Origin of the sequence: Embleya sp. NPDC020886 (assembly GCF_044333915.1) — a bacterium.
Lineage (GTDB): Bacteria > Actinomycetota > Actinomycetes > Streptomycetales > Streptomycetaceae > Embleya.
In genome coordinates this window covers 149,473-173,564 of the sequence record NZ_JBIRRX010000011.1, presented here as the reverse complement: position 1 = coordinate 173,564, position 24,092 = coordinate 149,473, and the positions used below count along the sequence as shown (strand labels likewise).

The window sequence follows — 24,092 nt, the reverse complement described above, 5'->3', positions numbered from 1 at the left end:
CGGCGTGACCTCCGTCCCGCAAGGAGACGGTCTTTGCGAACCACATCGGCACGACAGGGACTTCGCCGCATCGCGGTGGTAGGCATCTCCCTCGCCATGGGCTTCGGATTGTTCACCCAGCCCGGATCGGCCGCCCCCTCCGATCCGGCCGCGGCGACGTCCACGTCCCGGGCAACCGCCGGCTCGTCCCCCAACTCCTCCTCCACCGACGGACCGTCGGCCGGCACCGCCCCCAGCGCACCGGCCGACCAGACCCCGCACACCCAGGGCAAACCGCTACCGGTACCCGTGCAACCACCGCTGTCCGCGTCCGCGTCGGCCACCGCCAAGCGCGACTACGACGACCCGGCGGCGGCCGTGCTCCCGAACCGCCCGTCGATGGCCGCCGGGCAACGCACCGCCGCGGCGGCGACCTGTACGGTCGCCGACTTCGCCAGTCGCACCGGCAGCGCGCTCGTCCAGCAGATCAAGGCGTCGACCACCGACTGCGTCAACACGCTGTTCACGGTGACCGGGACGGACGCCTCCTCGATCTTCCGTGAGGCGCAGATGACTTCGGTCGCCTACGCCCTGCGCGACCTGGCCGGTGCCTACCCGGGCAACGGCAGCACCGGTGCCCCGCAGATCGTGCTCTTCCTGCGAGCCGGCTACTACGTGCACTGGTACAACCAGTCCACCGTGGGCACCTACGGGCCCGCGTTGCAGACCGCCATCCGGTCCGGTCTGGACACCTTCTTTGCCAACGCGCACTCCTCCGACGTCACCGACGCCAACGGCGAGACGCTGGCCGAGGCGGTCACCCTGATCGACAGCGCCGAGGAGAACGCCCGCTACCTGTCCGTGGTCAAGCGCCTGTTGGCGGGCTACAACAGCTCGTACGACGCGTCCTGGTGGATGAAGACCGCGGTCAACAACGTCTTCACCGTGCTGTTCCGCGGCCACCAGGTCCCGGAGTTCGTCAGCACCGTCAAGGCCGACCCGAGCGTCGTCGACGCGGTCGACGCGTTCGCGACCGCACACCGTGACCTGCTCGGCACCGACCGGGCCTTCCTGACCACCAACGCGGGTCGCGAACTGGTGCGCTTCGTCCAGTACCCGACCCTGCAGACCAGGGTGCGCCCGATGGTGCGCACCCACCTCCAGGCCACCTCGATCACCGGCCCGACCGCCTCGTTGTGGGTCGCACTGGCCTCGGGCGCGGACTACTACGACAAGGCGCAGTGTGCCTATTACGACACTTGCGATCTCGCCACTCGGCTGACCGCGGCCGTACTGACCGTCGACTACACCTGCAGCGACAGCATCAGGATCCGCGCGCAGGAGATGACTTCGGCCAACCTCACCCAAGCGTGCACCAGCCTGCGCAACCAGGACGCCTACTTCCACAGTGTGGCCGCGGACAACGGCCCGGTCGCCAACGACCACAACACCAAGATCGAAGTCGTGGTCTTCGACTCCAGCACCGACTACCAGACCTACGCCGGTGCGATCTTCGGCATCGACACCAACAACGGCGGCATGTACCTGGAGGGCGACCCGAGCGCGGCCGGCAACCAGCCGCGCTTCATCGCCTACGAGGCCGAGTGGACGCGTCCCGCGTTCGAGATCTGGAACCTCAACCACGAGTACACGCACTATCTCGACGGCCGCTTCGACATGGCCGGCGACTTCGACGCCGGCGTCACCACCCCCACCATCTGGTGGATCGAGGGCTTCGCGGAGTACGTCTCCTACTCCTACCGCAAGCTGCCCTACGACGCGGCGATCACCGAGGCGGGCAAGCGCACCTACGCCCTGAGCACGGTGTTCGACACCACCTACTCCAACGACACGACCCGCATCTACCGCTGGGGCTACCTCGGAGTGCGGTACATGCTGGAGAAGCACCCCGCGGACATCACCCGACTGTTGGGCTACTACCGGACCGGCGACTGGACCGGCGCCCGCACGTTCCTGACGAGCACCATCGGCAGCCGCTACGACAGCGACTGGTACACCTGGCTCGCGGCCTGCGCGGCAGGTGGGTGCGGCGGCGGCACCACTCCCGGCAACCGTCCGCCGGTGGCCGAGTTCACCAGCGCCGTCAACGGCACCTCGGTCGCCTTCACCGACACCTCCACCGACCCGGACGGCACCATCGCCTCCCGGGCCTGGGACTTCGGCGACGGCACCACCTCGACCGAGGCGAACCCGACCAAGACCTTCGCGGCCGGCAGCCACACCGTGCGGCTGACCGTCACCGACAACGCGGGCGCCACCGCGAACGTCACGCACACCGTCACCATCGGCGGCGGTGGCGGCACCGAGTGCACCGACCCCGACACCCGCGCGCTGGGCAAGAACTGCCGGCGCAGCAACCTGTCGGCGACCAAGGACGGCAACGACAAGCTCTACTTCTACATCTACATCCCCGCGGGTACCGCCAAGCTGACCATCACCACCGCCGGCGGTACCGGCAACGCCGACCTCTACTACAACAGTGCCGTGTGGGCCACGAACACCGCCTACACCGCCAAGTCCACCGCGGCCGGAAACGCCGAGTCGCTGACCATCACGGCACCGTCCGAGGGTTACCACTACATCGGCCTCCAGGCGACGGAAACCTTCGCCGGGACGTCGGTCATCACCGCCTACTGATCCGAACACGCACCACCGATCGCACGGAACGCGCACCACGAGTCGCGTGAGCCACAGCGGGCGGCGGCGGGACCCTACCGGGTCTCGTCGCCGCCCGTCGTCGATTCGCGCACGACCAACTCGGGCCGGAACACCACCTGCCGATGGGTGTGCGACTCCGGCTGCTCGCTCTCCTCGAAGAGCAGTTCGGCGGCCGTACGCCCGAGCCGATACGTGGGCTGACGCACCGAGGTCAGCGGCACCGCCGACGCCGCCGCGAACTCGATGTCGTCGTAGCCCACCACCGCGACGTCCTGCGGAACCCGCACCCCCGCACGCGACAACTCACGCATCAACCCCATCGCCAGCAGGTCATTCGCGCAGAACACCGCCGACGGCAGCCGACCGTCGGCAAGCAGCCGGACGGCGGCCTCGGTGCCCGAGCGGGCGTTCATCGCCGGCACCACCACATCCCGGGTGCACGTGCCCAGCCGCAGTCCCGCGTCGCGCAGCGCGGCCCGCATGCCGCGTCGCCGATCGGCACACTGACGGATGGTCAGCGGGCCGCTGACGAACACGAATTCGCGATGCCCCTCGGCGACCAGATGCTCGCCGGCCATCCGCCCGCCCGCCACGTCGTCCACCGCGACCGAGCACAGGTCGGCCCGTTCGCCGGTGCGATCGAGCAGCACCACGGCCAGCCCGCGCGCCCGCAACTCCGCCACCGGCAACTCGGCGTCCCGGGCGGGGGTGACCAACACGCCGCGCACCCGCTGCTCCTGAAGCACCCGCAGATACCGATCCTGCTTGGCTCCGGAGTCGTCCGAGTTGCACAGGATGACCACCGAGCCGCTCTCGTTGCACACGTCCTCCACGCCGCGCGCCACATCCGTGAAGAACGGGTTGGCCACGTCCAAAACGATCAGACCGACGGTGTTCGCGATGCCCGAACGCAGCGATCGGGCCGAGTCGTTGCGTACGAAGCCGAGCAACTCCACCGCTTCGAGCACCCGGGTCCGGGTCGACTCGGCGACCCGCTCCGGGTGGTTGAGCACGTTGGACACGGTGCCCACCGACACGCCGGCCCGACGGGCCACCTCTTTGATGCTCGACGTCGTCATCGGGGATCGATCCGCTTCTCCAGGCCGGTACGGTCCGGCGGCAACCATCACGGCAGCCTAACGGTTGCCACACCGCCGGCCCCTGCTCGGCGTCCGCGCCTGTTCGCCGCCGGTGCGGGCGCCCCGGTCACACCGGCAGGCGATCCGCCGCTCGCGCCCAGTCGCCCGCGTCGCCGCACGGCTCGTACCGGCGCAGCGGCTGGGTCTCGCGCAACAACCGGCGCAGGTCCGCCAGCGAGCCGGTCACGCTCCCGGCCGCCCGGGCCTGGATCAGCAGATTGCCCAGCGCCGCCGCCTCGGTCGGCCCGGCCACCACCGGCAGTCCGCACGCGTCCGAGGTCACCTGGCACAGCAGCGTGTTCAGCGCCCCGCCGCCGACGATGTGCACGACGTCGACCGCGTGTTCCGCCAGCCGCTGCGCGTCCAGCACCGCGCCCCGGTAGGCGAGCGCCAGGCTGTCCACGATGCAGCGCACCATCTCGCCGGGCGTCTCGGGCACCGGTTCGCCCGCCCGCCGACAGGCCGCCGCGATCCGGTCCGGCATGTCGCCGGGCGCCAGGAAGGCGGGATCGGCGGCGTCCACCAGTGACCGCAGCGCCGGTACCTGTGCCGCTTCGTCGAGCAGCCGCTCCAGCGACTGCGGTCGGCCCAGCCGGTCCCAGTACCGCATGCACTCCTGGAGCAGCCACAACCCCATCACGTTGCGCAGGTAGCGCACGGTGCCGTCGACGCCCAGCTCATTGGTGAAGTTGGCCCGACGGCTCTCCTCGGTGAGCACCGGGGCGTCGAGTTCGACCCCGACCAGCGACCACGTGCCACTGGAGATGTACGCGAACCGGCTGCCGTCCGCCGGCACCCCGACCACCGCCGACGCGGTGTCGTGCGATCCGACGGCGGTGACCCGTACGGGCCCGCGCAGCCCCGTCTCGGCGAGCACCTCCGCGGTGAGCGCGCCCGCCGCCTCGCCGGGCAGCCGCAGCGGCGGGAACAACCCCGGATCGAGCCCGAGCGCGTCCATCACCGCACTCGACCAGCGTCCCGAACGGGGATCCAGCAACTGGGTGGTGGAGGCATTGGTGACCTCGGTGCCCGCCACTCCGGTCAGCCAGTACGAAATCAGATCCGGAATCAGCAACGCCTGCCGAGCGGCCGCGAATTGCGGTGTGCCGGACGCCGCGACGAGCTGATGCACCGTATTGAAACTCGCATGCTGGATCCCGGTGTTCGCATACAGATCCGCCGCATCCACCCGGCCGTACACCTGCTCCGACACCCCATCGGTGCGCGCGTCCCGATAATGCACCGGATTCCCGAGCAGCACCCCATCCGCATCCAACAACCCGAAATCAACCGCCCAGGAATCAATCCCCACACTCACCGGCGAGCCCCCCACCCGCCCCGCAGCCCGCAACCCGTCCAACACGCCCGCATACAACCCGAGCACGTCCCAATGCAAAGTCCCACCGACCCGCACCGGCCGATTCACAAACCGATGAGCCTCACTCACCGTCAACACCCCACCCCCCACCCGCCCAGCCAACACCCGCCCACTGGACGCCCCCAAATCAACAGCCACAAATCCCCGCACCCCAACCCCTCCTCACCAAAAACCCCAACCAAACCCCAACCGCCCCAGCCCACCCGACACCCAAGGCAAACCCACCCCCACCGCCCCACGAGCCAAGCAACCCGGCCACCACTTGAAGCCCCCAACCCACCCGACACACGAGCGCACCCAACCCAGCCAACCCACCCACCCAGCCCCGCCAACATTCGAGGCAAACCAGCCCGCCCGACGCACGAGGCAAATCAGCCCGGCCAGCTCGTGAGGCAAATCAGCCCGGCCGGCGCTTGAGGCCGCTCAGCCCCGCCGGCGTTTGAGGCGAACCCAACCCGCCCAACGCACGAGGGCAACCAACCCACCCGACGCACGAGGCAAGTCAGCCCGGCCGGCGCTTGAGGCCACTCAGCCGCGCCGGCGTTTGAGGCGAACCAGCCCGCCCGGCGCTTGAGGGCAACCAGCCCGGCCGGCGCATGAGGCCACCCAGCCCCGCCGGCGCTTGAGGCGAACCAGCCCGCCCGGCGCACGAGGGCAACCAGCCCGGCCGACGCATGAGGCCACCCAGCCCCGCCGGCGCTTGAGGCGAACCCGACCCAAACCCCACACGAGGCCCCCCAGCGGGCCTACCGCAGGAACGCCGCCGCGACCCCCGCATCGACCGGAACATGCAACCCCGTCGTATGCGACAACTCACCCCCCGTAAGCGCGAACACCGCATTGGCCACATGCTCCGGAAGCACCTCCCGCCCCAACAACGTCCGCCCCGCATAGAACGCCCCGAGCTGCTCCTCCTCGACCCCGTACACCGCAGCCCGCTCCGCCCCCCATCCCCCCGCAAAGATCCCCGACCCCCGCACCACCCCATCCGGATTGACCCCGTTGACCCGGATCCCATGCGCCCCCAACTCGGCCGCCAACAGCCGTACCTGGTGCGCCTGATCGGCCTTGGTCGCCCCGTACGCGACGTTGTTCGGCCCGGCGAAGACCCCGTTCTTGGAGGCGATGTAGACGATGTCACCGCCCCGCCCCTGCGCGATCATCGCCCGAGCCGCCTCCCGCGAGACCAGGAACGACCCCCGCGCCATCACGTCGTGCTGGAGGTCCCAGTCGCGCGCCGTGGTCTCCAACAGCGGCTTGGAGATGGACAGACCCGCGTTGTTGACCACCAGGTCCACCCCGCCGAAGGCCAACGCCGCCGCATCGAACGCGGCCAGGATGCCCTCCTCGGAGGTCACGTCGACCGTGACCGCGACCGCCCGATCCGGCCCACCGAGCGCTTCGGCGACCTCGGCCGCGCTCGCCGCGTTCAGGTCCGCGACCACCACACACGCGCCCTCGGCGACGAGCCGCCCGGCGATCGCCTTCCCGATGCCCGACCCCGCGCCGGTGACCAACGCCACCCGCCCGGCCAACGCACGCGGCGCCGGTTGCCGAGCCAACTTGGCCTCCTCCAGCGCCCAGTACTCGATCCGGAACTTCTCCCGCTCGTCGATCGGCGCGTACGTCGAGATCGTCTCGGCGCCCCGCATCACATTGATCGCGTTGACATAGAACTCGCCCGCCACCCGCGCGGTCTGCTTGTCCTTGCCGAACGAGAACATGCCCACACCCGGCACCAACACCACCGCCGGGTCGGCACCCCGCATGGCCGGGGAGTCCGGCTCGGCCTGCCGCGCGTAGTACGCGGCGTACTCCGACCGGTAGTTCGTGTGCAGTTCGCGCAGTCGGGCGATCACGTCCTCGATCGGCGCGTCGGCCGCCAGGTCCACCACGAGCGGCCGGACCTTGGTACGCAGGAAGTGGTCCGGGCACGAGGTACCCAGTGCCGCCAGCCTGGGGTGCTCGGCCCGCGAAAGGAACTCCAACACCTCCGCGCTGTCCGTGAAATGCCCGACCCGCACCTGATCGGTGGAGGCAAGACCCCGCACCACCGGAGCCAACTCGGCTGCCCGGGCCCGGCGTTGCTCCTCGGGCAGCGGCTCGGCCAGCAGTTCGCCGAACGGATGCCGAGCCGGGTCGAACCGCGCCGCGACGAACTTCTCCGCAGTCCGGATGATGTGCAGCGAGTTGCGTTCGCACTCGGCGCTGCTGTCGCCCCACGCGGTGATCCCGTGCCCACCCAGTACGCAGCCGATCGTGTTCGGGTTGGCCGCCCGGATGGCCGCGATGTCCAGGCCGAGCCGGAAGCCGGGTCGACGCCAGGGCACCCACGCCACGGTGTCGCCGAAGCACTCGGCGGTGAGCTTCTCCCCGTCCGCCGCCGTGGCGAGGGCGATGCCCGAGTCGGGATGCAGGTGGTCCACGTGCGCGGCGTCGAGCAGACCGTGCATCGCGGTGTCGATCGACGGCGCCGCGCCGCCCTTGCCGTGCGCGCAGAAGTCGAACGCGGCGACCATCTCGTCCTCGCGTTCGTCCCCCGGATACCTGTCCGCCAGCGCACGCAGCCGATCCACCCGCAACACCGCGAGCCCGTCCTCGGTCAACGTGGCCAGGTCGCCGCCGGAGCCCTTGACCCACATCAGTTCCACCGTCGAGCCGGTGACCGGATCGGTCCCCTCGCTCTTGGCGGAGGTGTTGCCCCCGGCATAGTTGGTGTTACGCGGATCCGCCCCCAGCGCACGGGAACGCTCCAGCAGACGATCGACCTCGGACGAGGTGCCGGACATCGGCGAATCTCCTTGTGAATCGGAACCATCGATACAACACGGCGGCAACACCGGCACGCCCACGCCCCGCACCCGCACCCGGAAGGCTCAGGCGCCCCAGCCGGCCTGCGTGCCCCCGACCCGCTCGGCCCGGATCCGCTCCGCGTAGCCGGACGCGTGATAGGCCGCCACCGGATCCGGCGCCAGCCCCTGTTCCTCGCGCAACTCCCGCAGCAGCGGCCGGACATCGGTGTTGTAGGCATCCATCAGCACGGCATTCGCGCCGAGTACGTCGCCGGCCTGCTGCGCATCGGTCAGCGCGTCGGCGTCCACCAGAAGCGCCTTGGCGGTGGCCTCCTGGACGTTGGTCACCGAACGGATCTGGCCGGGGATCTTCGGCTCGATGTTGTGGCACTGGTCGAGCATGAAGTTCACCCCCTCGGCCGGGTCGAGCCCACCGCCACGCACCACCTCGTGCATGATCCGGAACAGTTGGAACGGGTCCGCCGCGCCCACCATCAGGTCGTCGTCCGCGTAGAAGCGCGAGTTGAAGTCGAACGCGCCGAGTCGGCCCTCGCGCAGCAGGAACGCCACGATGAACTCGATGTTGGTGCCCGGCGCGTGGTGTCCGGTGTCCACGCACACCACGGCCTTGGGGCCGAGCTTGAGGCAGTGCGCGTAGGCGGTACCCCAGTCCGGCACGTCGGTCAGATAGAACGCGGGCTCGAAGAGCTTGTACTCCAGCAGGATGCGCTGATCCGCACCGAGCCGGGCGTACACCTCGGCCAGCGCCTCGGCCAGGTGCCCCTGTCGGGTGGCGATGTCGCCCTGGCCCGGGTAGTTCGTCCCGTCCGAGAACCACAACTTCACGTCCCGCGAGCCGGTCGCGTCCAGCACGTCCACACACGCGAGCAGGTGATCGATCGCCTTGCGGCGCACCCGGGCGTCGGGGTTGGTCACGCTGCCGAGCATGTAGTCGTCGTCCTGGAAGACGTTGGCGTTGATCGCGCCGATCCGCACCCCGTGCTCCCGGGCGTGTTCGGCCAGCTTCGTGTAGTCCTCGACCCGGTCCCACGGGATGTGCAGCGAGACGATCGGCGCCACGCCGGTGAAGGCGTGCACCTGTGCGGCGTCCGCGATCTTCTCGAACGGATCGCGCGGCACACCCTGCTGGGCGAAGACCTTGAACCGGGTGCCGGAGTTGCCGTAGGCCCACGAGGGGGTCTCGATCCGCTGAGCACGCAAGGCGGCCCGCACCATCGCGTCGTCCGTCATGGAAGCACTCTCCTGACACCACCGAGAAGAAAATGAAACGTTTCAATCGAACGCAAACGAACGTACGACCCCGTAGCCGGACACGTCAAGGGCAGCCGTCGGCGCGCCGGCCGGGCCGCCCGGGTCCAGGCGGCCCGGCCGGCGCGGCGCCCGATCGGCTCACACCCGGGCGTGGGTGGTGATGTCCTCCTCGAACAGCTCGACCATGCTCGCGGTCACCGTGGGGCGGGACTGGGCGAGCGCGTCCAGGTAGTCGCGGGTGTGGGCGCCGGGTCCCTCGCCGCTCGCGGACTCGTCGAACAGGTCGCGCTCGAACGACGCCTGGGCGGCGATCCGGGCCGCGTGCCCGATGTCGGCGGGGGTGAGCAGCTCGCTCGCCGCCACCAGCGCGTCCAGGTCCACGTCCGGGCGCGCCGACGCGTACCGGGTCCACATCGCCCGCCGCGCGTCCGCGTCCGGTGTGCCCACCGGGATGATGTAGTCGAACCGCCCCGGCCGCAGGAATGCCGGGTCCAGCGAGCGCACCGAGTTGGTCGCGCACACCAGCAGCCGATCGCCGTGTTCGCGGAACGCCGGGATCAGCTTGAGCAGTTCGTTGGTCACCGCGTGGCCGGCACTGGGCCGGGCGTGCCGGACCGGCGCGATCTCCTCGACCTCGTCGATGAACACCACGATCCGCTCCAGCCGGGCCAGCCGCCCGAACGCCTCGCGCAGCGCGGCGGCCAGGTTGCCGCCGTCGGCCAGCCGCGAGGGCAGCAGTTCCACGAACGGCCAACCCAGACGGGAGGCGATCGCCCGGGCGAAGGTGGTCTTGCCGGTCCCGGGCGGGCCGAACAACGCGATCGCGCTGGGCGGTTCGACGCCGTGTCGGAAAGCCCGCTCGGGATCCGCCAGTGGCAACACCACCCGCCGCTCGATCAGGTTCTTCTCCACCTCCATGCCGGCCACCTTCGACCACAGGTCGCCCGGCAACATCCGCCCGCCGAGCCGGTCCAGGGTTTCCGCCGCATGGTCGTCGACCGGCTCGACCTTCTCGAAGTAGGCCACCGCCGGCCGCCGTTCGTAGCCCGCGTTGCGCAGCCCCAACTCGCGCGAGTCCTCCTCGGGCAGCACGTAGGCGATCCGGCGCACCCGGTCCTCGACCAACCGGCGTTCCAGCGCGAGCAGCAGCGTACTGGTCAGCCCCAGGCCGCGCGCGGGTGGCGAGATGGCGATCCGCATCACCCAGGCCCGCCCCTCGGAGACCGTGGCCAGCGCCGCACCGACCACCGCGCCGTCCCGCCGGGCAACCACCGCCGGCTGTCGCGAAGTCAGCGCGTTGATGCACTCCGACAGCGAGAAGACCGACTCCTGGCCGAGTTCGGTCGTGGTGTCGATCAGGTGCACCACCGCCGCGAGGTCCTCCTCGCGATAGTCCTGTATGAGCCAGACCATGAACAGCTCCATCCGTGGATCGAGTGCCTCGACGAGTGGCACACACTAGGGAGCAGCGCCCTGCCGCGAATGCGTCGTTGTGTACAAGTACGCGCCCGAACTTGGTCATCCTGCGGATGGACACGTCACCGGGGACCTGCACCACGCGTGCGGGACGTATCCCGGTGACCACGCCCGAGGCCCGGGGCACAATGGCCTCGACCTCGTCCGCGCCGTCCGGCCCGCCCGGGCCGCCCGACCCCTACGGAGAACCGATGACCGTCTCGTCCGCGTCCGGCCCCGCCCACGCCTCCGGTGTCTTCCCGCTCGGCGGCGACCTGCCGGTGCACCGGCTCGGGTACGGCGCCATGCAACTCACCGGAACCGGTGTCTGGGGCGAACCAAAGGACCGCCAAGAGGCGATCCGGGTATTGCGCCGCGCCGTCGAACTGGGGGTGAATCTGATCGATACGGCCGACTCGTACGGCCCGTTCGTCAACGAACAACTCATCCGTGAGGCGCTGCACCCGTACGCCGAGGACGTGGTGATCGCCACCAAGGGCGGCTTCGCCCGCACCGGACCGGGCGAATGGCGCGCCCTGGGCCGGCCCGAATACCTGCGCCAGCAGACCGAACTGAGCCTGCGTCACCTCGGCCTGGAGCGGATCGACCTCTACCAGCTGCACCGGATCGACCCGCAGGTCCCGCTCGCGGACCAGCTCGGTGAACTCGGCGCGTTGCAGCAGGAGGGCAAGATCCGGCACATCGGCCTGTCCGAGGTCACCGTGGAGCAGTTGCGCGAGGCCCGGGAGATCGTCGAGATCGTCTCCGTGCAGAACCTGTACAACCTGGCCGACCGCAAGTCGGAGAGCGTGCTCGACTACGCGACGGCCGAGAACATCGCGTTCATCCCGTGGTTCCCGATCGCCACCGGCCAACTCGCGCGGCCGGGCGGTCCGTTGGAGCAGGTCGCCAAGGAACAGGGCGCCGCGCCCTCACAGTTGGCGCTGGCCTGGCTGCTGCACCGCTCCCCGGTCTTGCTGCCGATCCCGGGCACCTCCAGCGTCGCGCACCTGGAGGAGAACACCGAGGCGGCCCGAATCCGACTGTCCGACGAGCAGTTCGAGGCGCTGTCCGCCGCGGTCTGAGCCCGATCGCCGACCCGCCGGGTCGGCCGGAAACGATGTCGAGGGCGGCTGTTCGACCCGCGGGTCCGCGGTGTCGACGGCCGCCCTCGTCGGTATCGGCTCAGCCCGGTGCCGGGACGATCCGCACGCTCCACCCGTCCTCGATCTCGGCGCCGTCGATGGTGATCGCCTCCACCGTGCGCGACCTCGGGTCGATGTCGGCCACCACACCCTCACCCGCGTAGCGCGGATGGCCCGATGCGCCGACCTCGCCGGTGGCCTCGACCACCGCCGAGCGCACCGCCGGGCCCCGGGCGTCGGCGGCCATGTCCTGGTCGTTGAACGGGAAGATGGCAATCTCGAATCGTTCCATGCCCGCCCCCATGCCCCCACCCCCTCCGTCCCAAGCCACCCGATCGACGAGGTTGGCGGGCCTGAATACGGGGGGTGACCGGGGCCGGGCCCGAACGGGACCGGCCGCGCCCGGTGCCGCGAGCGTCCCGTCGCCGGGACCGCCGAGCCGATACGGCTCCCGGTCGCGCTCGACCGGGCACCCGCTACGAGGTCCCGGGAGGCCACCGCCGACAACCCCGAACGCGCCGCCCTGATGCAACGGGCCATCTCGACCCACCCGCGCCACGTACTCGGTATCGACGACGCCGGCCGGGCAGCGAAACAGCAGGCTCTGCCGGAGAGCGTCGCCCCCATGAGGCGGATCGAATCCAAGTGAAGCCCCGAGACGCGCACCACTTCCCGGCGGTCACAACCCCGGCGGAGACCGGGCCGGCAGGCAAATTGGGACGTATATATAGGGGTAATTCGGACACTCCGCTATCGAGCGCATGACGCACGTCACATCGCGCATACCGATGGTCAGGAACTCGTACGCAGCGTGAACCGAGTTTTCCGGAATTTCACCCATGGTGATTCCCCTATCGGCTCAGCGTGAGCAACTCGGGCACAATGCGTACCGCGTCCGGGACTTTAGGTCCCGATATTCCACGCTTACGTCCTGATTTTTCGGTTTCGGCGAATCGTGATGTTTGGTTCCCGGTCGGGGTGTGCGTAGCTTGGTGCTTCGCCACACCGGTCCGGTGCTCGGCGAAATGGTCTCCCGGTTCGCCGAATCCTGCCGCCGGAGCGAGGCCACGGTACGAAACCCGAAAGGCAGGAGCGGGGGAACCAAGTGGAATGCCGTCCCGGGCGTCTGTGACACAGACGCCCATTAGGACGGCTTGGGGTGAAGCCGTGCCCGTCCCTCTCACGAGGGCCGAACACGGCCGGGCGAGACTCTCCAGCCCGAATCCGACAGCTCACTTCGTAGGCGTGGGAGAAGGAAAATCTTCGTGCAGTCGTTCAACACCCCTGCCCGTATGCCCAAGAAGACGCGTCTCGCGCTCACCCTCGGAATGGCCGGCGCGATCGTCGCCGCCCCGCTGATCACCGGTCTCGCGACCGCCAACGCCGCCTCGGTCTCCACCTGGGACAAGGTCGCCATGGGCGAGAGCTCGGGCAACTGGCACATCAACACCGGCAACGGTTTCTACGGTGGCCTGCAGTTCACCCAGAGCACCTGGAACGAGTTCGGCGGTCAGCAGTACGCCCCGCGTGCCGACCTGGCCACCAAGGACCAGCAGATCGCCATCGCGGAGAAGGTCCTCGCCGTGCAGGGCCCCGGCGCGTGGCCGAACACCTCCGGCCCGGCGGGTCTGACCAAGGGCGGCGCCAAGCCCGCCGTCTCGCCGAGCACCAAGGCCGCCGGCTCGGCCAAGACCTCGGTCACGGTGGCCCCCAAGGCCGCCGAGAAGCCGGCCGAGTCCGCGCCGACCACCGCCCCGGCCCCGAAGATCGAGGTCGTCCCGGCCGCCGCGTCGACCACCTCCTCGTACTCCGTGGTCAAGGGTGACACCCTGTCCAAGATCGCCGCGGACAAGGCCGTCACCGGTGGTTGGCACAAGCTGTACGCCGACAACCGCGCCGTAATCGGTGGCAACCCGGACGTCATCCAGATCGGTCAGAAGCTCAAGCTGTCCGGCAAGGCCAAGGCCGCCACCGCCACCACCGCCACCGCCACCGCCAAGGCCGAGGTCGCGCCGAAGGCCGCGCCCAAGACCGAGACCACGACCACGACCACGTCGCAGGCCAAGCCCTCCGCGTCGGTGAAGGTCGCTCCGAAGACCACGGTCAAGGAGAAGGCCCCGGTCGCGACCAAGGGTGCCTCGGTCAAGGCCGGCAGCTCCTCGGTCAACGCCTCCGGCTACGTCGCTCCCGTGAGCGGCTCGCTGGGCACCGCGTTCGGCACCGGCGGCAAGCTGTGGTCCAGCGGCAGCCACACCGGCCAGGACTTCGTGGTCGGCACCGGCACCTCGGTGAAGGCGATCACCTCGGGCACCGTGGTCAGCGCCGGCAACGGTGGCGCCTACGGCAACGAGGTCGTCATCAAGCACGCGGACGGCAAGTACTCGCAGTACGCGCACCTGTCCAGCATCAGCGTTCGCGTGGGTGCCACGGTGAGCACCGGTCAGCAGATCGGCCTCTCCGGCGCGACCGGCAACGTGACCGGCCCGCACCTGCACTTCGAGATCCGCACCACCCCGAACTACGGCAGCGGCATCAACCCGGTCACCTACCTGCGCGCGCACGGCGTCAACCTCTGATCCGAGCGTCAACAGGCAGTAACCGCACGGCAACAGCCGCCGTGTAGTAGCCGCAGCCAGGGCCGGGCCCGTCGACCACGTGTCGACGGGCCCGGCCCTTTTCCGCGCCCGGACCCTTTCCGCGCCCGGCCCCCGGTGCGGCCGGATCGATCAGCCGCGAGCCGGATACCGCTTGGGCAGCGGCAGTCCGCGCGCGGCCAGCAACTCCCGCAACCGGTCCGGGTAGTCGGTGATCAGGCCGTCCACGCCGTCGTCCATCAACTTGGCCATGGTCGCCGGGTCGTCGATGGTCCACGGCACGACCTTGATGCCCCGCGCGTGCGCCCGGGCGACCATCTCCCGGGTCACGTACGGACGGTAGTCGGGATCGGTCACCTTGCCGTTCTGCGGGAAACCGTGCACGGGCGAGAAGGTGCCGGCCCCGAACGAGGCGATCGCGCGCAGCGGGTCGCCGCCGAAGTCGTCGATGTCCAGGCCGCCCAGCCAGGGCGAGGCGCCGGGCTTGCCGACCTGAAGGAAGTCGTAGTTGGTCAACGCGACCAGCGGCAGGCGCGGTTCGACCTGGCGCATGCGCTTGAGCGCACCCCAGTCGAAGCTTTGGATGGTGACCTGGCGCAACAGCCCGGCCCGGCGCACCTCGCGCGCCACCGTCTGCACGAACTGCTCGCGCGGCGCGGTCTCCTGGGGCGCGCCGGCCTCGACCTTGGTCTCCACGTTGAGCTTCACGCCGTGCGCGTGCCGACGCCGGACCAGGTCGAACACCTCGGTGAGCAGCGGCATTCGGGCGCCGGGCGAGGTGGTCTGCGTGGGGAAACCGGGGAACTGCCGCGACCCGCAGTCCAACGTGCGGACCTGGGCCAGGCTGAGCGTGTTGACGTACTTGCCGACGTAGGGGAACTCCGGGTCGCCGGCCCGCACCGGTGCGGTGTCGGCGCACTTGCGCCCGTCGACCTTGCGGTCGTGGGTGACCACGGCGCGGCCGTCCTCGGTGATCTGCACGTCGAGTTCGAGGGTGGACACGCCTACGTCCAGGCCCTTGGCGAAGGAGGCGAGCGTGCTCTCCACGGTCAGCCCGAGACCGCCGCGGTGTGCCTGGAGGTCGAAGGACCCGCGCTGGTTGCCGCCGTGGCGGTCCGCCGCCGCGGCCGTTCCCGGGGCGGCGACGATGGCGGCCCCGGCCAACACCGCAGCCGTGACGGTCTTCCATCCGGACATGGACGTCTCCTTCTCGCTCCGGTCGACGACGGTCGAGCGTCGACGCCCACACCCTGACCCGCGCGACGTGATGCGCGGGGGGTCGGCTCGTGGCGGGCAGGCGAAGAAGAGACGAAGAAGCGGCGGGGCAAAACCCCATCCGGTACCGGAAGACGCCTTGCCGGTAAGGCCGTTGGGCAACCGCGGCAAAGGCCCGGACAACCGGCGGAACACCGACGGCCGGGCGCCGGGCGAGCCGACTTCGGCCCGCCCGGCGCCCGACTCCCGACCGCGGCTTGAGAACACCTCATCAAGCCCGGCCGGTGCCCGATGCCAACCGGTTCACCGGCGGTACAGCACCGCCTCCGGCGCCGCCGCGCTCAGCGTGACCGACTTCGGACGGACCGGCACTGCCCGCCCCGGTCGGTCGTCCGCGCCCAGCAGAAACGCCCGGTTGACCCCGTTCACCGTGATCGTGGAACCGGGGTCGACCCCGGCCACGGTACGAATCGCGACCACCTCGACGATGTCCGACGCCCGCGTCCCGTGCGGGAGTCGGACCGTGGTCGCCGCCGGGTCGTCGCGCTGCAACGACCAGTCCACCCGCGCGCGGTCCGAGCGGTACAGCGTCGGATCGCCCTTGATCCGCACACCGAGCGCGACACCGTTCCAGCCCGCCGCACCGGGCGGCGGCGCCGAGGTGGTCTTGCGGATCACCGCGTACAGGTAGTCCTGCGGGTCGGCGATCAGCGTGGTGGTGTCGGCCGGCGGATCGGCCACGACCCGGCCCTCGCGGCGTACCTCGGCGGTCATCACCGGGTACACCCACGGGTGACGGTCCACCATCTCCTCGCGCGCGGTCTTCTTCGGGTCGACCAGCCGCTCGACCGCCGCCGGCGCGAATCGCATCGGATTGTCCACGACGTCGCACAGGTTGTTGTTCAACGTGCAGGTCTGGAGCAGCGGATGGCCGTCCTCGTAGCGCCCGGCGAACAACTTCGTGCCGTGGTCGGGCGATTGGAAGTAGGCCGTGCCCGGCACCGCCCTGCCTCGTGCGTCCACCTCGACGCGGTAGGCCCACTCTATGTCGGTGGTGCGGCCCCAGCGGGCCATCAGCGCCGGCGTCGAGGTGCCGCCGTCCTCGTTGCTCCACACGATCGTGTAGGTCAGCACCCGGTTGCCGGCGGTCGCCGCCGGGGCCTCCTGGTACCAGGCCAGCACCGGGGTGTCGGAGATCGCGTTCTGGAACGGGCCGGTCGCGCCGCCGGGCACGCCGGGGATGCTCCGCCCGTACAGGACCGGCGCGTTCGCGGCCACGGCGTGCTCGCGCTCCCCGGTGCCGATGGTCTCGGTACGCAGCCGCGAGACCCGCACCACCGAGCCGGCCGCCGAGGACCGGTCGGCCGCGTAGCCCAGGGTCAGCCGGTGCCGTCCCTTGCGCAACGCGCCGAGCGCGAAGCTGCGCTCGGTGGGCGTGGACCCGAAGACCACCACGTCGCCCGCGGGTCGGCCGTCGACGCTCAGTTGCAACACCGCCGACTCCCGGCCCGGGGTGCCCCAGTCGATGCCCGGCGCGGCGACCGTGAGCGTCACCAGAGCCTCGCCGTCGCGCCCGGTCCGGAACGGGACCACCACCGGGCGGCCGTCCCGGTGCACCCCGAACGTGCCGTGCGAGCCCGCCGATCGCTCCGACTCGGCGGCGTGCGCGGCCGGGATCGGGCCGGCCAACAGGGCCGAGACGGCGAGTGCGGCGGAGCCGGCGACTACGGATCGGCGCAGAGCATGGCTACCGGAACGAGCGAACACGAGCATCCCCCGAAGAGCGTCGTCGAACCTGACCCGCCCACCGTGGCCGGCCGGCGGGGCGCGGGCCAACCCCCGCGCGGGCAAATTCCACCAACCGTCATCGGCGGGCCCAGGTCCCGACACGCAACGGCCACGAAATCGCCGATCCGGCACGCCCGATGTCCGATTCGTTCAAGATCCGCGACAATCCGCCCGTTAGCGTCCGGGCATGACGTGGATCACGAAGGACATGGTCGAGCGGGCCGAGCGGTTCCTGTGGACGTCGGGGCGGGTCCTGGAACAGCGGCGCTTCGCATACCTGTTCGGCACACCGGTCGAGACGGCTCGGGCGCCCGGGCCCACCGCGGACGAACGTGCCGGTGTGCTCGACGCGCTGCACGCGTACCGGACCTCGGACGGCGGCTACGCCTACGGCCTGGAGCCGGACGTGCGAGGGCCGCTGCCCCAACCGGCGACGTTGCGTACCGCGATGCCGATCCTGGCGGAGACCGAAGCGCTGCGCGGCCCCGAGTCGGCTCGGCTGTGCGACTGGCTGGCGGGCGTGACGACCGAGGCGGGCGGGGTGCCACCGGCGCTGGCGAGCCTGCGCGACTACCCGCACCCGCCGTGGCTGGTGGTCCCGGATCCGCCGGTCGCGGGCCTGATCCCGACCGGCTGGATCGTCGGCCCGCTCCTGCACGCCGGCGTCGAGCATCCGTGGTTGACCCGGGCGACGGAGTATTGCCGTACCGCCGTCGAGGAGTTGCACACCACCCACCCGTACGAGGTGGAGGCGGCAGTCACCTTCCTCGACGCTCTCCCCGATCGGCCCTGGGCCCGCCGTCGGGCCGAACGACTGGGCGAACTGGTCCGGGAGCAGCGGCTCGTGCTGCTCGACCCGGCGCATCCGGAACGGGCCCGGCTCGCCCCGGGCTACGCCGAGGGCGAGTATCACCTGCCACACGACTTCGCGCGGCGCCCGGACAGCCTGGCCCGGGGCTGGTTCTCCGACGCCGAACTGCGGGCGGGCCTGCGTGCACTGGCGGACGCCCAGGAGGACGACGGCGGTTGGCCGCTGCGCTGGGCCGAGTGGTCGCCGACCGTCCGGGCGGAGGCGCGTCCGGGCCTGACCGTCGAGGCGCTGACCATCCTGCGGGCGTACACGGAGGCGGTGCCGCCGACGGCCGGTTGAGTCGAGGCGCCGACCCCTGGGACACGCCGAGCCCGGGACACATCCCCACACCGCGACACGTACCCCATCCGACGTGCACATTTCGCATCCGGACGATCACAGCGCGTAAGGTCGCCAGCGTGACGCCTCTGGATCGCCGCAGCGCGCTGCGGCAGCTCGCCCGGGCCGCCGCGCTGGGTGCGGTCGGTGCGGTCGCGAGCGCGTGTGGCGAGGATTCCCCGCACGCGTCCATGCCCGCACCCACGGCGAAGCCGGTCGGCGCCGATTCGGCACCGGCCGTCGGCGCCGTTCCCGAACCGCCCCCGCTGCCCGCCGATCTGCCGTTCCAGGTCACCTCCGGACCCCGTGATCGCCCCCAGGTGGCGCTGACCTTCCACGGTCAGGGCAGTGCGGAGATCGCCGGCTCGATGCTGGGCCTGATGGAGGCGGCCGGCGCGCGCGGCACGGTCCTCGCGGTGGGCAGCTGGCTCGACGAACAGCCGCAGATGGCGCGCCGGGTCCTGGACGGCGGTCACGAACTGGGCAACCACACCATGCATCACGGCGACATCTCCTCGATGTCCGCCGATCGCACCTACGCCGAGATCACCGACTGCGCCGACCGGCTCAAGCGCCTCACCGGCTCGATCGGACGCTGGTTTCGGCCCTCACAGGCCAAGGACTGCACGCCCACCGTCGTCGCCCAGGTCCGCCGCGCCGGATACGCGCACTGCCTGGGCTACGACCTGGACTCCCTGGATTTCACCGATCCCGGCGCCGCCGCCGTCAGCCGTACCGTGCTGACCGGGGTTCGGCCGGGCTCGGTGGTCAGCCTGCACTTCGGACACCCGGGCACCGTAGCCGCGCTGCCCGCAATCCTCGACGGCCTACGGACCCGCGGACTGCGGGCGGTCACGATGTCGGAGCTCGTCACCTGATGACCACTCATCCCTCCCCCACCCGTCGCCGGCCCGGCCCGGTCGCCCTGTTCCTGGTGGCCTGCTGCCTGGTGGCGTCCGCCGCGTGCGCGTCCTCCTCGGACGGCACGGCGAAGCCTTCCCCCGGCACGTCCTCGATCGCCCCCGTGCAACCCGCGCCCGTCCCGGCCGCACTGCCGGCGCCGGAAACCGCGAACCTGCTGCCGGGCATGCCGCCCCCACTGGACCCGCACGATCTGTACGCCGCCGACCGCCCCGGCATGTTCTCGGACGTGGTCAAGGACTTCCCGTCCCGGGTGTACGTGCCCAACACCGAGTCGAACACGGTCAGCGTGATCGACCCGAGCACCTACAAGGTGATCGAGACGATCAAGGTCGGCCACCAACCACAACACGTGGTGCCGTCCTGGGACCTGAAGACCCTGTGGGTCAACAACGACCTGGGCGACACGCTGACCCCGCTGGACCCGGCCACCGGCAAGGTCGGCACGCCGGTCCCGGTGGACGACCCGTACAACCTCTACTTCACGCCGGACGGCAAGTACGCGGTCGTGATGGCCTCGATGGACCGCCAGTTGGTCTTCCGCGACGCGCACACGATGGCCGTGGTCAAGGCGGTGCCCAGCGAGTGCGCGGGGGTCAACCACGCGGACTTCTCGCCCGACGGCAAGTACTTCATCGTCTCCTGCGAGTTCTCCGGTGAGCTGCTCAAGGTGGACACCGCCGAGATGAAGGTGCTGGCCAAGCAGAAGATCCCGCTGTCCGGCTCGATGCCGCAGGACGTCAAGATCTCCCCGGACGGCAAGACCTGGTACATCGCCGACATGATGTCCGACGGCGTCTGGGTGCTCGACGGCGACACGTTCGGCAAGCCGACCAAGCTGCGCACCGGCAAGGGCGCGCACGGCCTGTACCCGAGCCGCGACTCCAAGAGCCTGTACATCTCCAACCGCGGCGAGGGCTCGATCTCGGTACTCGACTTCGCCACCGGCGCGCTGACCGCCAAGTGGCACCTGCCCGGCGGCGGCAGCCCGGACATGGGCGGTGTCTCCGCCGACGGCAAGGTGTTGTGGCTCAGCGGACGCTACGACGCGGAGGTATACGCGATCGACACCACCGACGGGCACCTGCTCGCCCGGATCCCGGTCGGCGTGGGCCCGCACGGGTTGTGCGTGTATCCGCAGCCGGGCCGGTACTCGCTCGGCCACACCGGCGTCTTCCGCTGACCCCCGAAGACCCCTCGCCAAGGGTGGGCGGCGGGAGGCGCATGCCCCTCGCCGCCCGCTCATTCCCGGCCCCGCACCTCGGTCAGGCCCGGCCAGCGCTCGGCGAGGTCCGCGTCGGCCGAAGGCAGGCCGAGCTGATCGAGAACACGCATCACGACGTGGTCGACCAGATCCTCGATGCTGCCCGGGCGATCGTAGAAGGCGGGCATCGGCGGCACGATCCGGGCGCCCATCCGGGCCAGCGCGAGCATGTTCTCCAGGTGGATCTCGCTCAGCGGCGTCTCGCGCGGCACCAGGACCAGCGGACGCCGCTCCTTGAGTGTGACGTCGGCCGCGCGGGTGATCAGATTGTCCGCGAAGCCGTGCCGGATCGCCGCGAGCGTCTTCATGCTGCACGGGACCACCACCATGCCGGTCACCGGATACGAGCCGGACGAGATGGTCGCCCCCAACTCGCCGAACTTGTGGGTCACATCCGCGAGTTCGGCGAACTCACGGGCCGAGTAGGGGGTTTCCACCTCGATCGTGGAGCGGGCCCAGGTGCTCAGCACGAGATGGGTCTGCACGTGCGGCAGTCGGCGCAGCACCTCCAGGAGGCGGACGGCGATCGGCGCGCCGGTGGCGCCGGTGACCCCGACGACGAAACGGGTGGGGGATGCGTTCGGCACGACGATCTCCTGATCCGACGGATCGGCGGTGAGGGAAGCGGACAGGGGGACGGGAGGGGCGCAGCGGACGGGAGGGGCCGGCAAGCCCCTCCCGGAGCACGGCACGACACCACAGGCACGGCACCACAGGCCCGCGCTACAGCGGCAGTACGCCCGCCCAGCGCCGGCGCAGCGCCTCGCGGGACGCGTCGTCGAAGCGGTTGGCCGCCGGGTAGTGGTCCTTCCACGCGAACGGCTTGCACGCGTCGATCAGCACCACCCCCATCGACAGGTCGCCCGCCGCCCGCTTGTCCGGGGACAACCGCGGGTCGATGGCGGTGGTCGGCGCGCGCAGCACCTGGATCGACTCGGACGGGTCGACCCGGGTGAACATCGCCCACAACACGTGGTTGATGTCGGTGATGTCGATGTCCTCGTCGACCACCACGAAGTAGCGCTCCATGCCACCGGTGCGCTTGCGCCCGAGGGCCGCGAACAGGGCGTGCATCGCGTCGCCGGCGCCGGTCTGCTCGATCGAGACGACCATCATCAACTGCCGCGCATAGGCCCACACGCCCTTGATGTTCTGCACACCCGAGGCTTCCAGGTGATCCCAGGTCACCGACGCCGAGTACAGCGGCACCGCCTGGTCGCCGGCCGGCACGGTCGGCAACATCGGCGGGGCGCCCAGGATGATCGGATCGTCCCGGTGCAGGATCCGGGTGACCCGGACCACCGTCTCCTGTCCCGAGTGGGTGTAGTAGCCGGTCCACTCCCCGAACGGACCCTCCAGGACCGATTCCTCTTCCACCGGCGGCAGTTCGCCCTCGATTACGATCTCCGCGTGCGCCGGCACCGGCAGTTCGCTCCCGGGCGGGAGCAGCACCTCGACCCCCTGTCCGCGCAACCCGCCGGCCAGGTCGTATTCCGACATCCCGGCCGGTGCCGCGATCGCCGCGGCGGTGGACAGGATCGGGTCCTGGCCGACCACCACCGCGATCGGACAGGTTCGGCCCCGCGCCCAGTACTTCTCCGCGATCGCCCGGGCGTGCCGGTTGCCCAGCATCCACAACGACAGCCGGTCCCGGCCCTGGACACATGCGCGGTAGGTGCCGATGTTGACCCAGCCGGTGTCCGGGTCGCGGGTGATCACCATGCACGCGGTGCCGATGTAGCGACCGCCGTCCGCGTCGTGCCATTGCGGCGCGGGGAAGATCCCGAGGTCCACGTCCGCACCGACCAGCACGTTCTCCAGTACCGAACCGGTGTCCACCACGACCGGCGGGATCGGCTCCAGTCGCCTGCCCAGGTCCTTCCAGGCCCGCACGATGTCCAGTCCCGCGGTGTCCGGCGGCAGACCGAGGGCCACCGCGGTACGCGCCGGCGTACCCATGAAGTTGGTGAACACCCGGAACCCGGCCGGGAATCCGGGAATGTTGTCGAACATCAGGGCGGGTCCCTCGCGCTCCGCCATCAGCTCGGTGATCCCGCCGATGTCGGTGTCCCGGTCCGCGCCGTCGACCCGACGCACCTCGTCGGCACCGAGCTGCTCGGTCAGGTGGTCGATGTAGTGCCGAAGATCCTTGAATGCGCTCATGGCCACGAGCATCCGAATCGGCCCGGGGCGGCGGCAACGAGTGTGGGCGCGGATGCCGGATATCGCCGGAGCTAGACTCCGGATGTGTGGAATACCTCGATCTGCAGCTTCTGCATGCACTGAAGATCGACGGACGGGCTCCGTTGCGCCGGATCGCCTCGGTGCTGGGCGTCTCCGATCAGATGGTCGCCCGCCGGTACACCCGGCTGCGCGAGAGCGCCGGGCTGCGTGTGGTGGGCCGGCTCAATCCCCGGCCGGTCGGGCAGAGCGTATGGGTGCTGCGACTCCAGTGCGTACCGAGCGCGGCCCTGGGTCTGGCCCGGGCACTGGCCGAGCGGTCGGACACCCGTTGGGTTCGGCTGGCCTCGGGCGGCACCGAGATCATCTGCCACCTGGTCGTGGCCGGTGCCGGCGACGACGACCGGGACGCGCTGCTCCTGGAGCGGATCCCGGCCGGCCGTCGGGTGGTCTCGATGACCGCGCACCGCCTGCTGCGGATGTTCAAGGGCGGCCCGAGCACGTGGGACGGTCCGGCGGTGGTGCTGGGCCGGGAACCGCTCGACGCGGCACAGCAGGCGGCGCTCGCCCCCGCCTACCCGACACCCGACGCCCGGGCGGCGCCGCTGGAGTTGACCGACCTCGACCACGTCCTGCTCGGCGTGCTGAGCCGCGACGGCCGGGCCTCGCATGCCGCGCTGGCCGCCGAGGCCCGCTGCCACGAGTCGACGGCGCGCCGCCGGATCGCCCACCTGCGCACGGCCGGCGCGCTGTTCTTCGTCCTGGACCTCGACGAACGGCTCCTGGGCAACCCGGCGACCACCGCGATGTGGATGTCGGTACGCCCCGCCCATCTGGCCGGCACCGGCGCCGCCCTGGCCGGCCACCCCGAAGTGGCCTACGCGGCGGCCGGCACCGGCCGTACCAACGTGCTGGCCACGGTCCTGTGTCCGGACGACGAGTCGCTGTACACCTACCTGGCCGAGCGCATCGGCGCCCTGCCGGGCATCGACGCGGTGGAGACCGCGCCGATCATCCGCACCCTCAAACGCACCGGCAGCCTCACCCGGCACGGCCCCCGGACGCCCGGTTCCGTGCCGGGCGGCTGAGGCCGGCCGGGTG

Annotated in this window: 17 protein-coding genes and 1 riboswitch; of the genes, 7 read left to right on the top strand and 10 right to left on the bottom strand. The window is 70.7% G+C overall.

Annotation, left to right across the window (positions count from 1 at the left end; translation table 11 throughout):
- Window positions 1-96 precede the first annotated feature (96 nt).
- A complete protein-coding gene (locus ACH4U8_RS32365; protein WP_395781958.1) occupies window positions 97-2,637 on the top strand; it encodes a collagenase in 2,541 nt (846 codons plus the stop codon).
- Between the two features lie 74 nt (window positions 2,638-2,711).
- Here the strand turns inward: ACH4U8_RS32365 and ACH4U8_RS32360 are convergent, their stop codons facing one another.
- From ACH4U8_RS32360 to ACH4U8_RS32340, 5 genes are all read right to left on the bottom strand, one after another.
- Window positions 2,712-3,737, bottom strand: coding sequence for a LacI family DNA-binding transcriptional regulator (locus ACH4U8_RS32360; protein ID WP_395781956.1), 1,026 nt, complete (start codon window positions 3,735-3,737; stop codon window positions 2,712-2,714).
- Window positions 3,738-3,864: 127 nt separating this feature from the next.
- Complete coding sequence (locus tag ACH4U8_RS32355; RefSeq protein WP_395781954.1) at window positions 3,865-5,325, bottom strand: rhamnulokinase family protein; 1,461 nt, start codon at window positions 5,323-5,325, stop codon at window positions 3,865-3,867.
- A 596-nt stretch (window positions 5,326-5,921) separates the two neighbouring features.
- Window positions 5,922-7,964, bottom strand: a complete 2,043-nt coding sequence (locus tag ACH4U8_RS32350) for a bifunctional aldolase/short-chain dehydrogenase (protein ID WP_395781952.1) — start codon at window positions 7,962-7,964, stop codon at window positions 5,922-5,924.
- Window positions 7,965-8,051: 87 nt separating this feature from the next.
- The gene (gene rhaI / locus ACH4U8_RS32345; RefSeq protein WP_379992699.1) at window positions 8,052-9,218 is read right to left on the bottom strand and encodes an L-rhamnose isomerase; all 1,167 of its coding nucleotides are present in this window, start codon (window positions 9,216-9,218) and stop codon (window positions 8,052-8,054) included.
- Window positions 9,219-9,377: 159 nt separating this feature from the next.
- Window positions 9,378-10,652 (bottom strand): ATP-binding protein, encoded by a 1,275-nt coding sequence (locus ACH4U8_RS32340; protein ID WP_360309164.1) that lies wholly within the window; start codon window positions 10,650-10,652, stop codon window positions 9,378-9,380.
- A 254-nt stretch (window positions 10,653-10,906) separates the two neighbouring features.
- Between ACH4U8_RS32340 and ACH4U8_RS32335 the strand changes: the two genes are divergently transcribed.
- Window positions 10,907-11,779: an aldo/keto reductase gene (locus ACH4U8_RS32335; protein ID WP_395781950.1), complete on the top strand. Its 873-nt coding sequence runs from the start codon at window positions 10,907-10,909 to the stop codon at window positions 11,777-11,779.
- 100 nt (window positions 11,780-11,879) lie between these two features.
- On the opposite strand, the gene ACH4U8_RS32330 is transcribed toward ACH4U8_RS32335, so the two are convergent.
- A complete protein-coding gene (locus ACH4U8_RS32330; protein WP_379992594.1) occupies window positions 11,880-12,131 on the bottom strand; it encodes a hypothetical protein in 252 nt (83 codons plus the stop codon).
- Window positions 12,132-12,868: 737 nt separating this feature from the next.
- Window positions 12,869-13,100, top strand: a riboswitch (cyclic di-AMP (ydaO/yuaA leader).
- A gap of 31 nt (window positions 13,101-13,131) precedes the next feature.
- Between ACH4U8_RS32330 and ACH4U8_RS32325 the strand changes: the two genes are divergently transcribed.
- A complete protein-coding gene (locus ACH4U8_RS32325) occupies window positions 13,132-14,415 on the top strand; it encodes a transglycosylase family protein (RefSeq protein ID WP_395782120.1) in 1,284 nt (427 codons plus the stop codon).
- Window positions 14,416-14,565: 150 nt separating this feature from the next.
- On the opposite strand, the gene ACH4U8_RS32320 is transcribed toward ACH4U8_RS32325, so the two are convergent.
- Together ACH4U8_RS32320 and ACH4U8_RS32315 are read right to left on the bottom strand one after the other, a co-directional pair.
- The gene (locus tag ACH4U8_RS32320; protein ID WP_379992902.1) at window positions 14,566-15,630 is read right to left on the bottom strand and encodes a glycerophosphodiester phosphodiesterase family protein; all 1,065 of its coding nucleotides are present in this window, start codon (window positions 15,628-15,630) and stop codon (window positions 14,566-14,568) included.
- Window positions 15,631-15,951: 321 nt separating this feature from the next.
- Window positions 15,952-17,415, bottom strand: a complete 1,464-nt coding sequence (locus ACH4U8_RS32315; RefSeq protein WP_379991279.1) for a hypothetical protein — start codon at window positions 17,413-17,415, stop codon at window positions 15,952-15,954.
- A 208-nt stretch (window positions 17,416-17,623) separates the two neighbouring features.
- Here ACH4U8_RS32315 and ACH4U8_RS32310 point away from each other — a divergent pair, with 208 nt between their 5' ends.
- The 3 genes from ACH4U8_RS32310 to ACH4U8_RS32300 all read left to right on the top strand — a co-directional run bounded on the left by ACH4U8_RS32310 (window position 17,624) and on the right by ACH4U8_RS32300 (window position 20,729).
- The gene (locus tag ACH4U8_RS32310; protein WP_360309172.1) at window positions 17,624-18,586 is read left to right on the top strand and encodes a hypothetical protein; all 963 of its coding nucleotides are present in this window, start codon (window positions 17,624-17,626) and stop codon (window positions 18,584-18,586) included.
- A gap of 119 nt (window positions 18,587-18,705) precedes the next feature.
- Entirely contained in the window at window positions 18,706-19,503 is a 798-nt protein-coding gene (locus ACH4U8_RS32305; protein ID WP_360309174.1) for a polysaccharide deacetylase family protein, read from the top strand.
- Entirely contained in the window at window positions 19,503-20,729 is a 1,227-nt protein-coding gene (locus ACH4U8_RS32300; protein WP_395781948.1) for a hypothetical protein, read from the top strand. The genes ACH4U8_RS32305 and ACH4U8_RS32300 overlap by 1 nt, the downstream gene beginning before the upstream one ends.
- 59 nt (window positions 20,730-20,788) lie before the next feature.
- Here the strand turns inward: ACH4U8_RS32300 and ACH4U8_RS32295 are convergent, their stop codons facing one another.
- Window positions 20,789-21,397: a UbiX family flavin prenyltransferase gene (locus ACH4U8_RS32295; protein ID WP_360309176.1), complete on the bottom strand. Its 609-nt coding sequence runs from the start codon at window positions 21,395-21,397 to the stop codon at window positions 20,789-20,791.
- Between the two features lie 136 nt (window positions 21,398-21,533).
- Window positions 21,534-22,973 carry a UbiD family decarboxylase gene (locus tag ACH4U8_RS32290; RefSeq protein ID WP_395781946.1) on the bottom strand — a complete coding sequence of 480 codons (1,440 nt, stop codon included), beginning with the start codon at window positions 22,971-22,973 and terminating at the stop codon, window positions 21,534-21,536.
- 86 nt (window positions 22,974-23,059) lie between these two features.
- Between ACH4U8_RS32290 and ACH4U8_RS32285 the strand changes: the two genes are divergently transcribed.
- Window positions 23,060-24,079: an Lrp/AsnC family transcriptional regulator gene (locus ACH4U8_RS32285; RefSeq protein ID WP_395781944.1), complete on the top strand. Its 1,020-nt coding sequence runs from the start codon at window positions 23,060-23,062 to the stop codon at window positions 24,077-24,079.
- Window positions 24,080-24,092 lie beyond the last annotated feature (13 nt).

What these genes read in the sequence shown, in the direction of transcription:
- ACH4U8_RS32365 (WP_395781958.1), top strand. Translation starts at nt 97, where the DNA reads ATGGGCTTCGGATTGTTCACCCAGCCCGGATCGGCCGCCCCCTCCGAT.
- ACH4U8_RS32360 (WP_395781956.1), bottom strand. Translation starts at nt 3,737, where the DNA reads ATGACGACGTCGAGCATCAAAGAGGTGGCCCGTCGGGCCGGCGTGTCG.
- ACH4U8_RS32350 (WP_395781952.1), bottom strand. Translation starts at nt 7,964, where the DNA reads ATGTCCGGCACCTCGTCCGAGGTCGATCGTCTGCTGGAGCGTTCCCGT.
- rhaI (WP_379992699.1), bottom strand. Translation starts at nt 9,218, where the DNA reads ATGACGGACGACGCGATGGTGCGGGCCGCCTTGCGTGCTCAGCGGATC.
- ACH4U8_RS32340 (WP_360309164.1), bottom strand. Translation starts at nt 10,652, where the DNA reads ATGGTCTGGCTCATACAGGACTATCGCGAGGAGGACCTCGCGGCGGTG.
- ACH4U8_RS32335 (WP_395781950.1), top strand. Translation starts at nt 10,907, where the DNA reads ATGACCGTCTCGTCCGCGTCCGGCCCCGCCCACGCCTCCGGTGTCTTC.
- ACH4U8_RS32330 (WP_379992594.1), bottom strand. Translation starts at nt 12,131, where the DNA reads ATGGAACGATTCGAGATTGCCATCTTCCCGTTCAACGACCAGGACATG.
- ACH4U8_RS32325 (WP_395782120.1), top strand. Translation starts at nt 13,132, where the DNA reads ATGCCCAAGAAGACGCGTCTCGCGCTCACCCTCGGAATGGCCGGCGCG.
- ACH4U8_RS32320 (WP_379992902.1), bottom strand. Translation starts at nt 15,630, where the DNA reads ATGTCCGGATGGAAGACCGTCACGGCTGCGGTGTTGGCCGGGGCCGCC.
- ACH4U8_RS32310 (WP_360309172.1), top strand. Translation starts at nt 17,624, where the DNA reads ATGACGTGGATCACGAAGGACATGGTCGAGCGGGCCGAGCGGTTCCTG.
- ACH4U8_RS32300 (WP_395781948.1), top strand. Translation starts at nt 19,503, where the DNA reads ATGACCACTCATCCCTCCCCCACCCGTCGCCGGCCCGGCCCGGTCGCC.
- ACH4U8_RS32290 (WP_395781946.1), bottom strand. Translation starts at nt 22,973, where the DNA reads ATGAGCGCATTCAAGGATCTTCGGCACTACATCGACCACCTGACCGAG.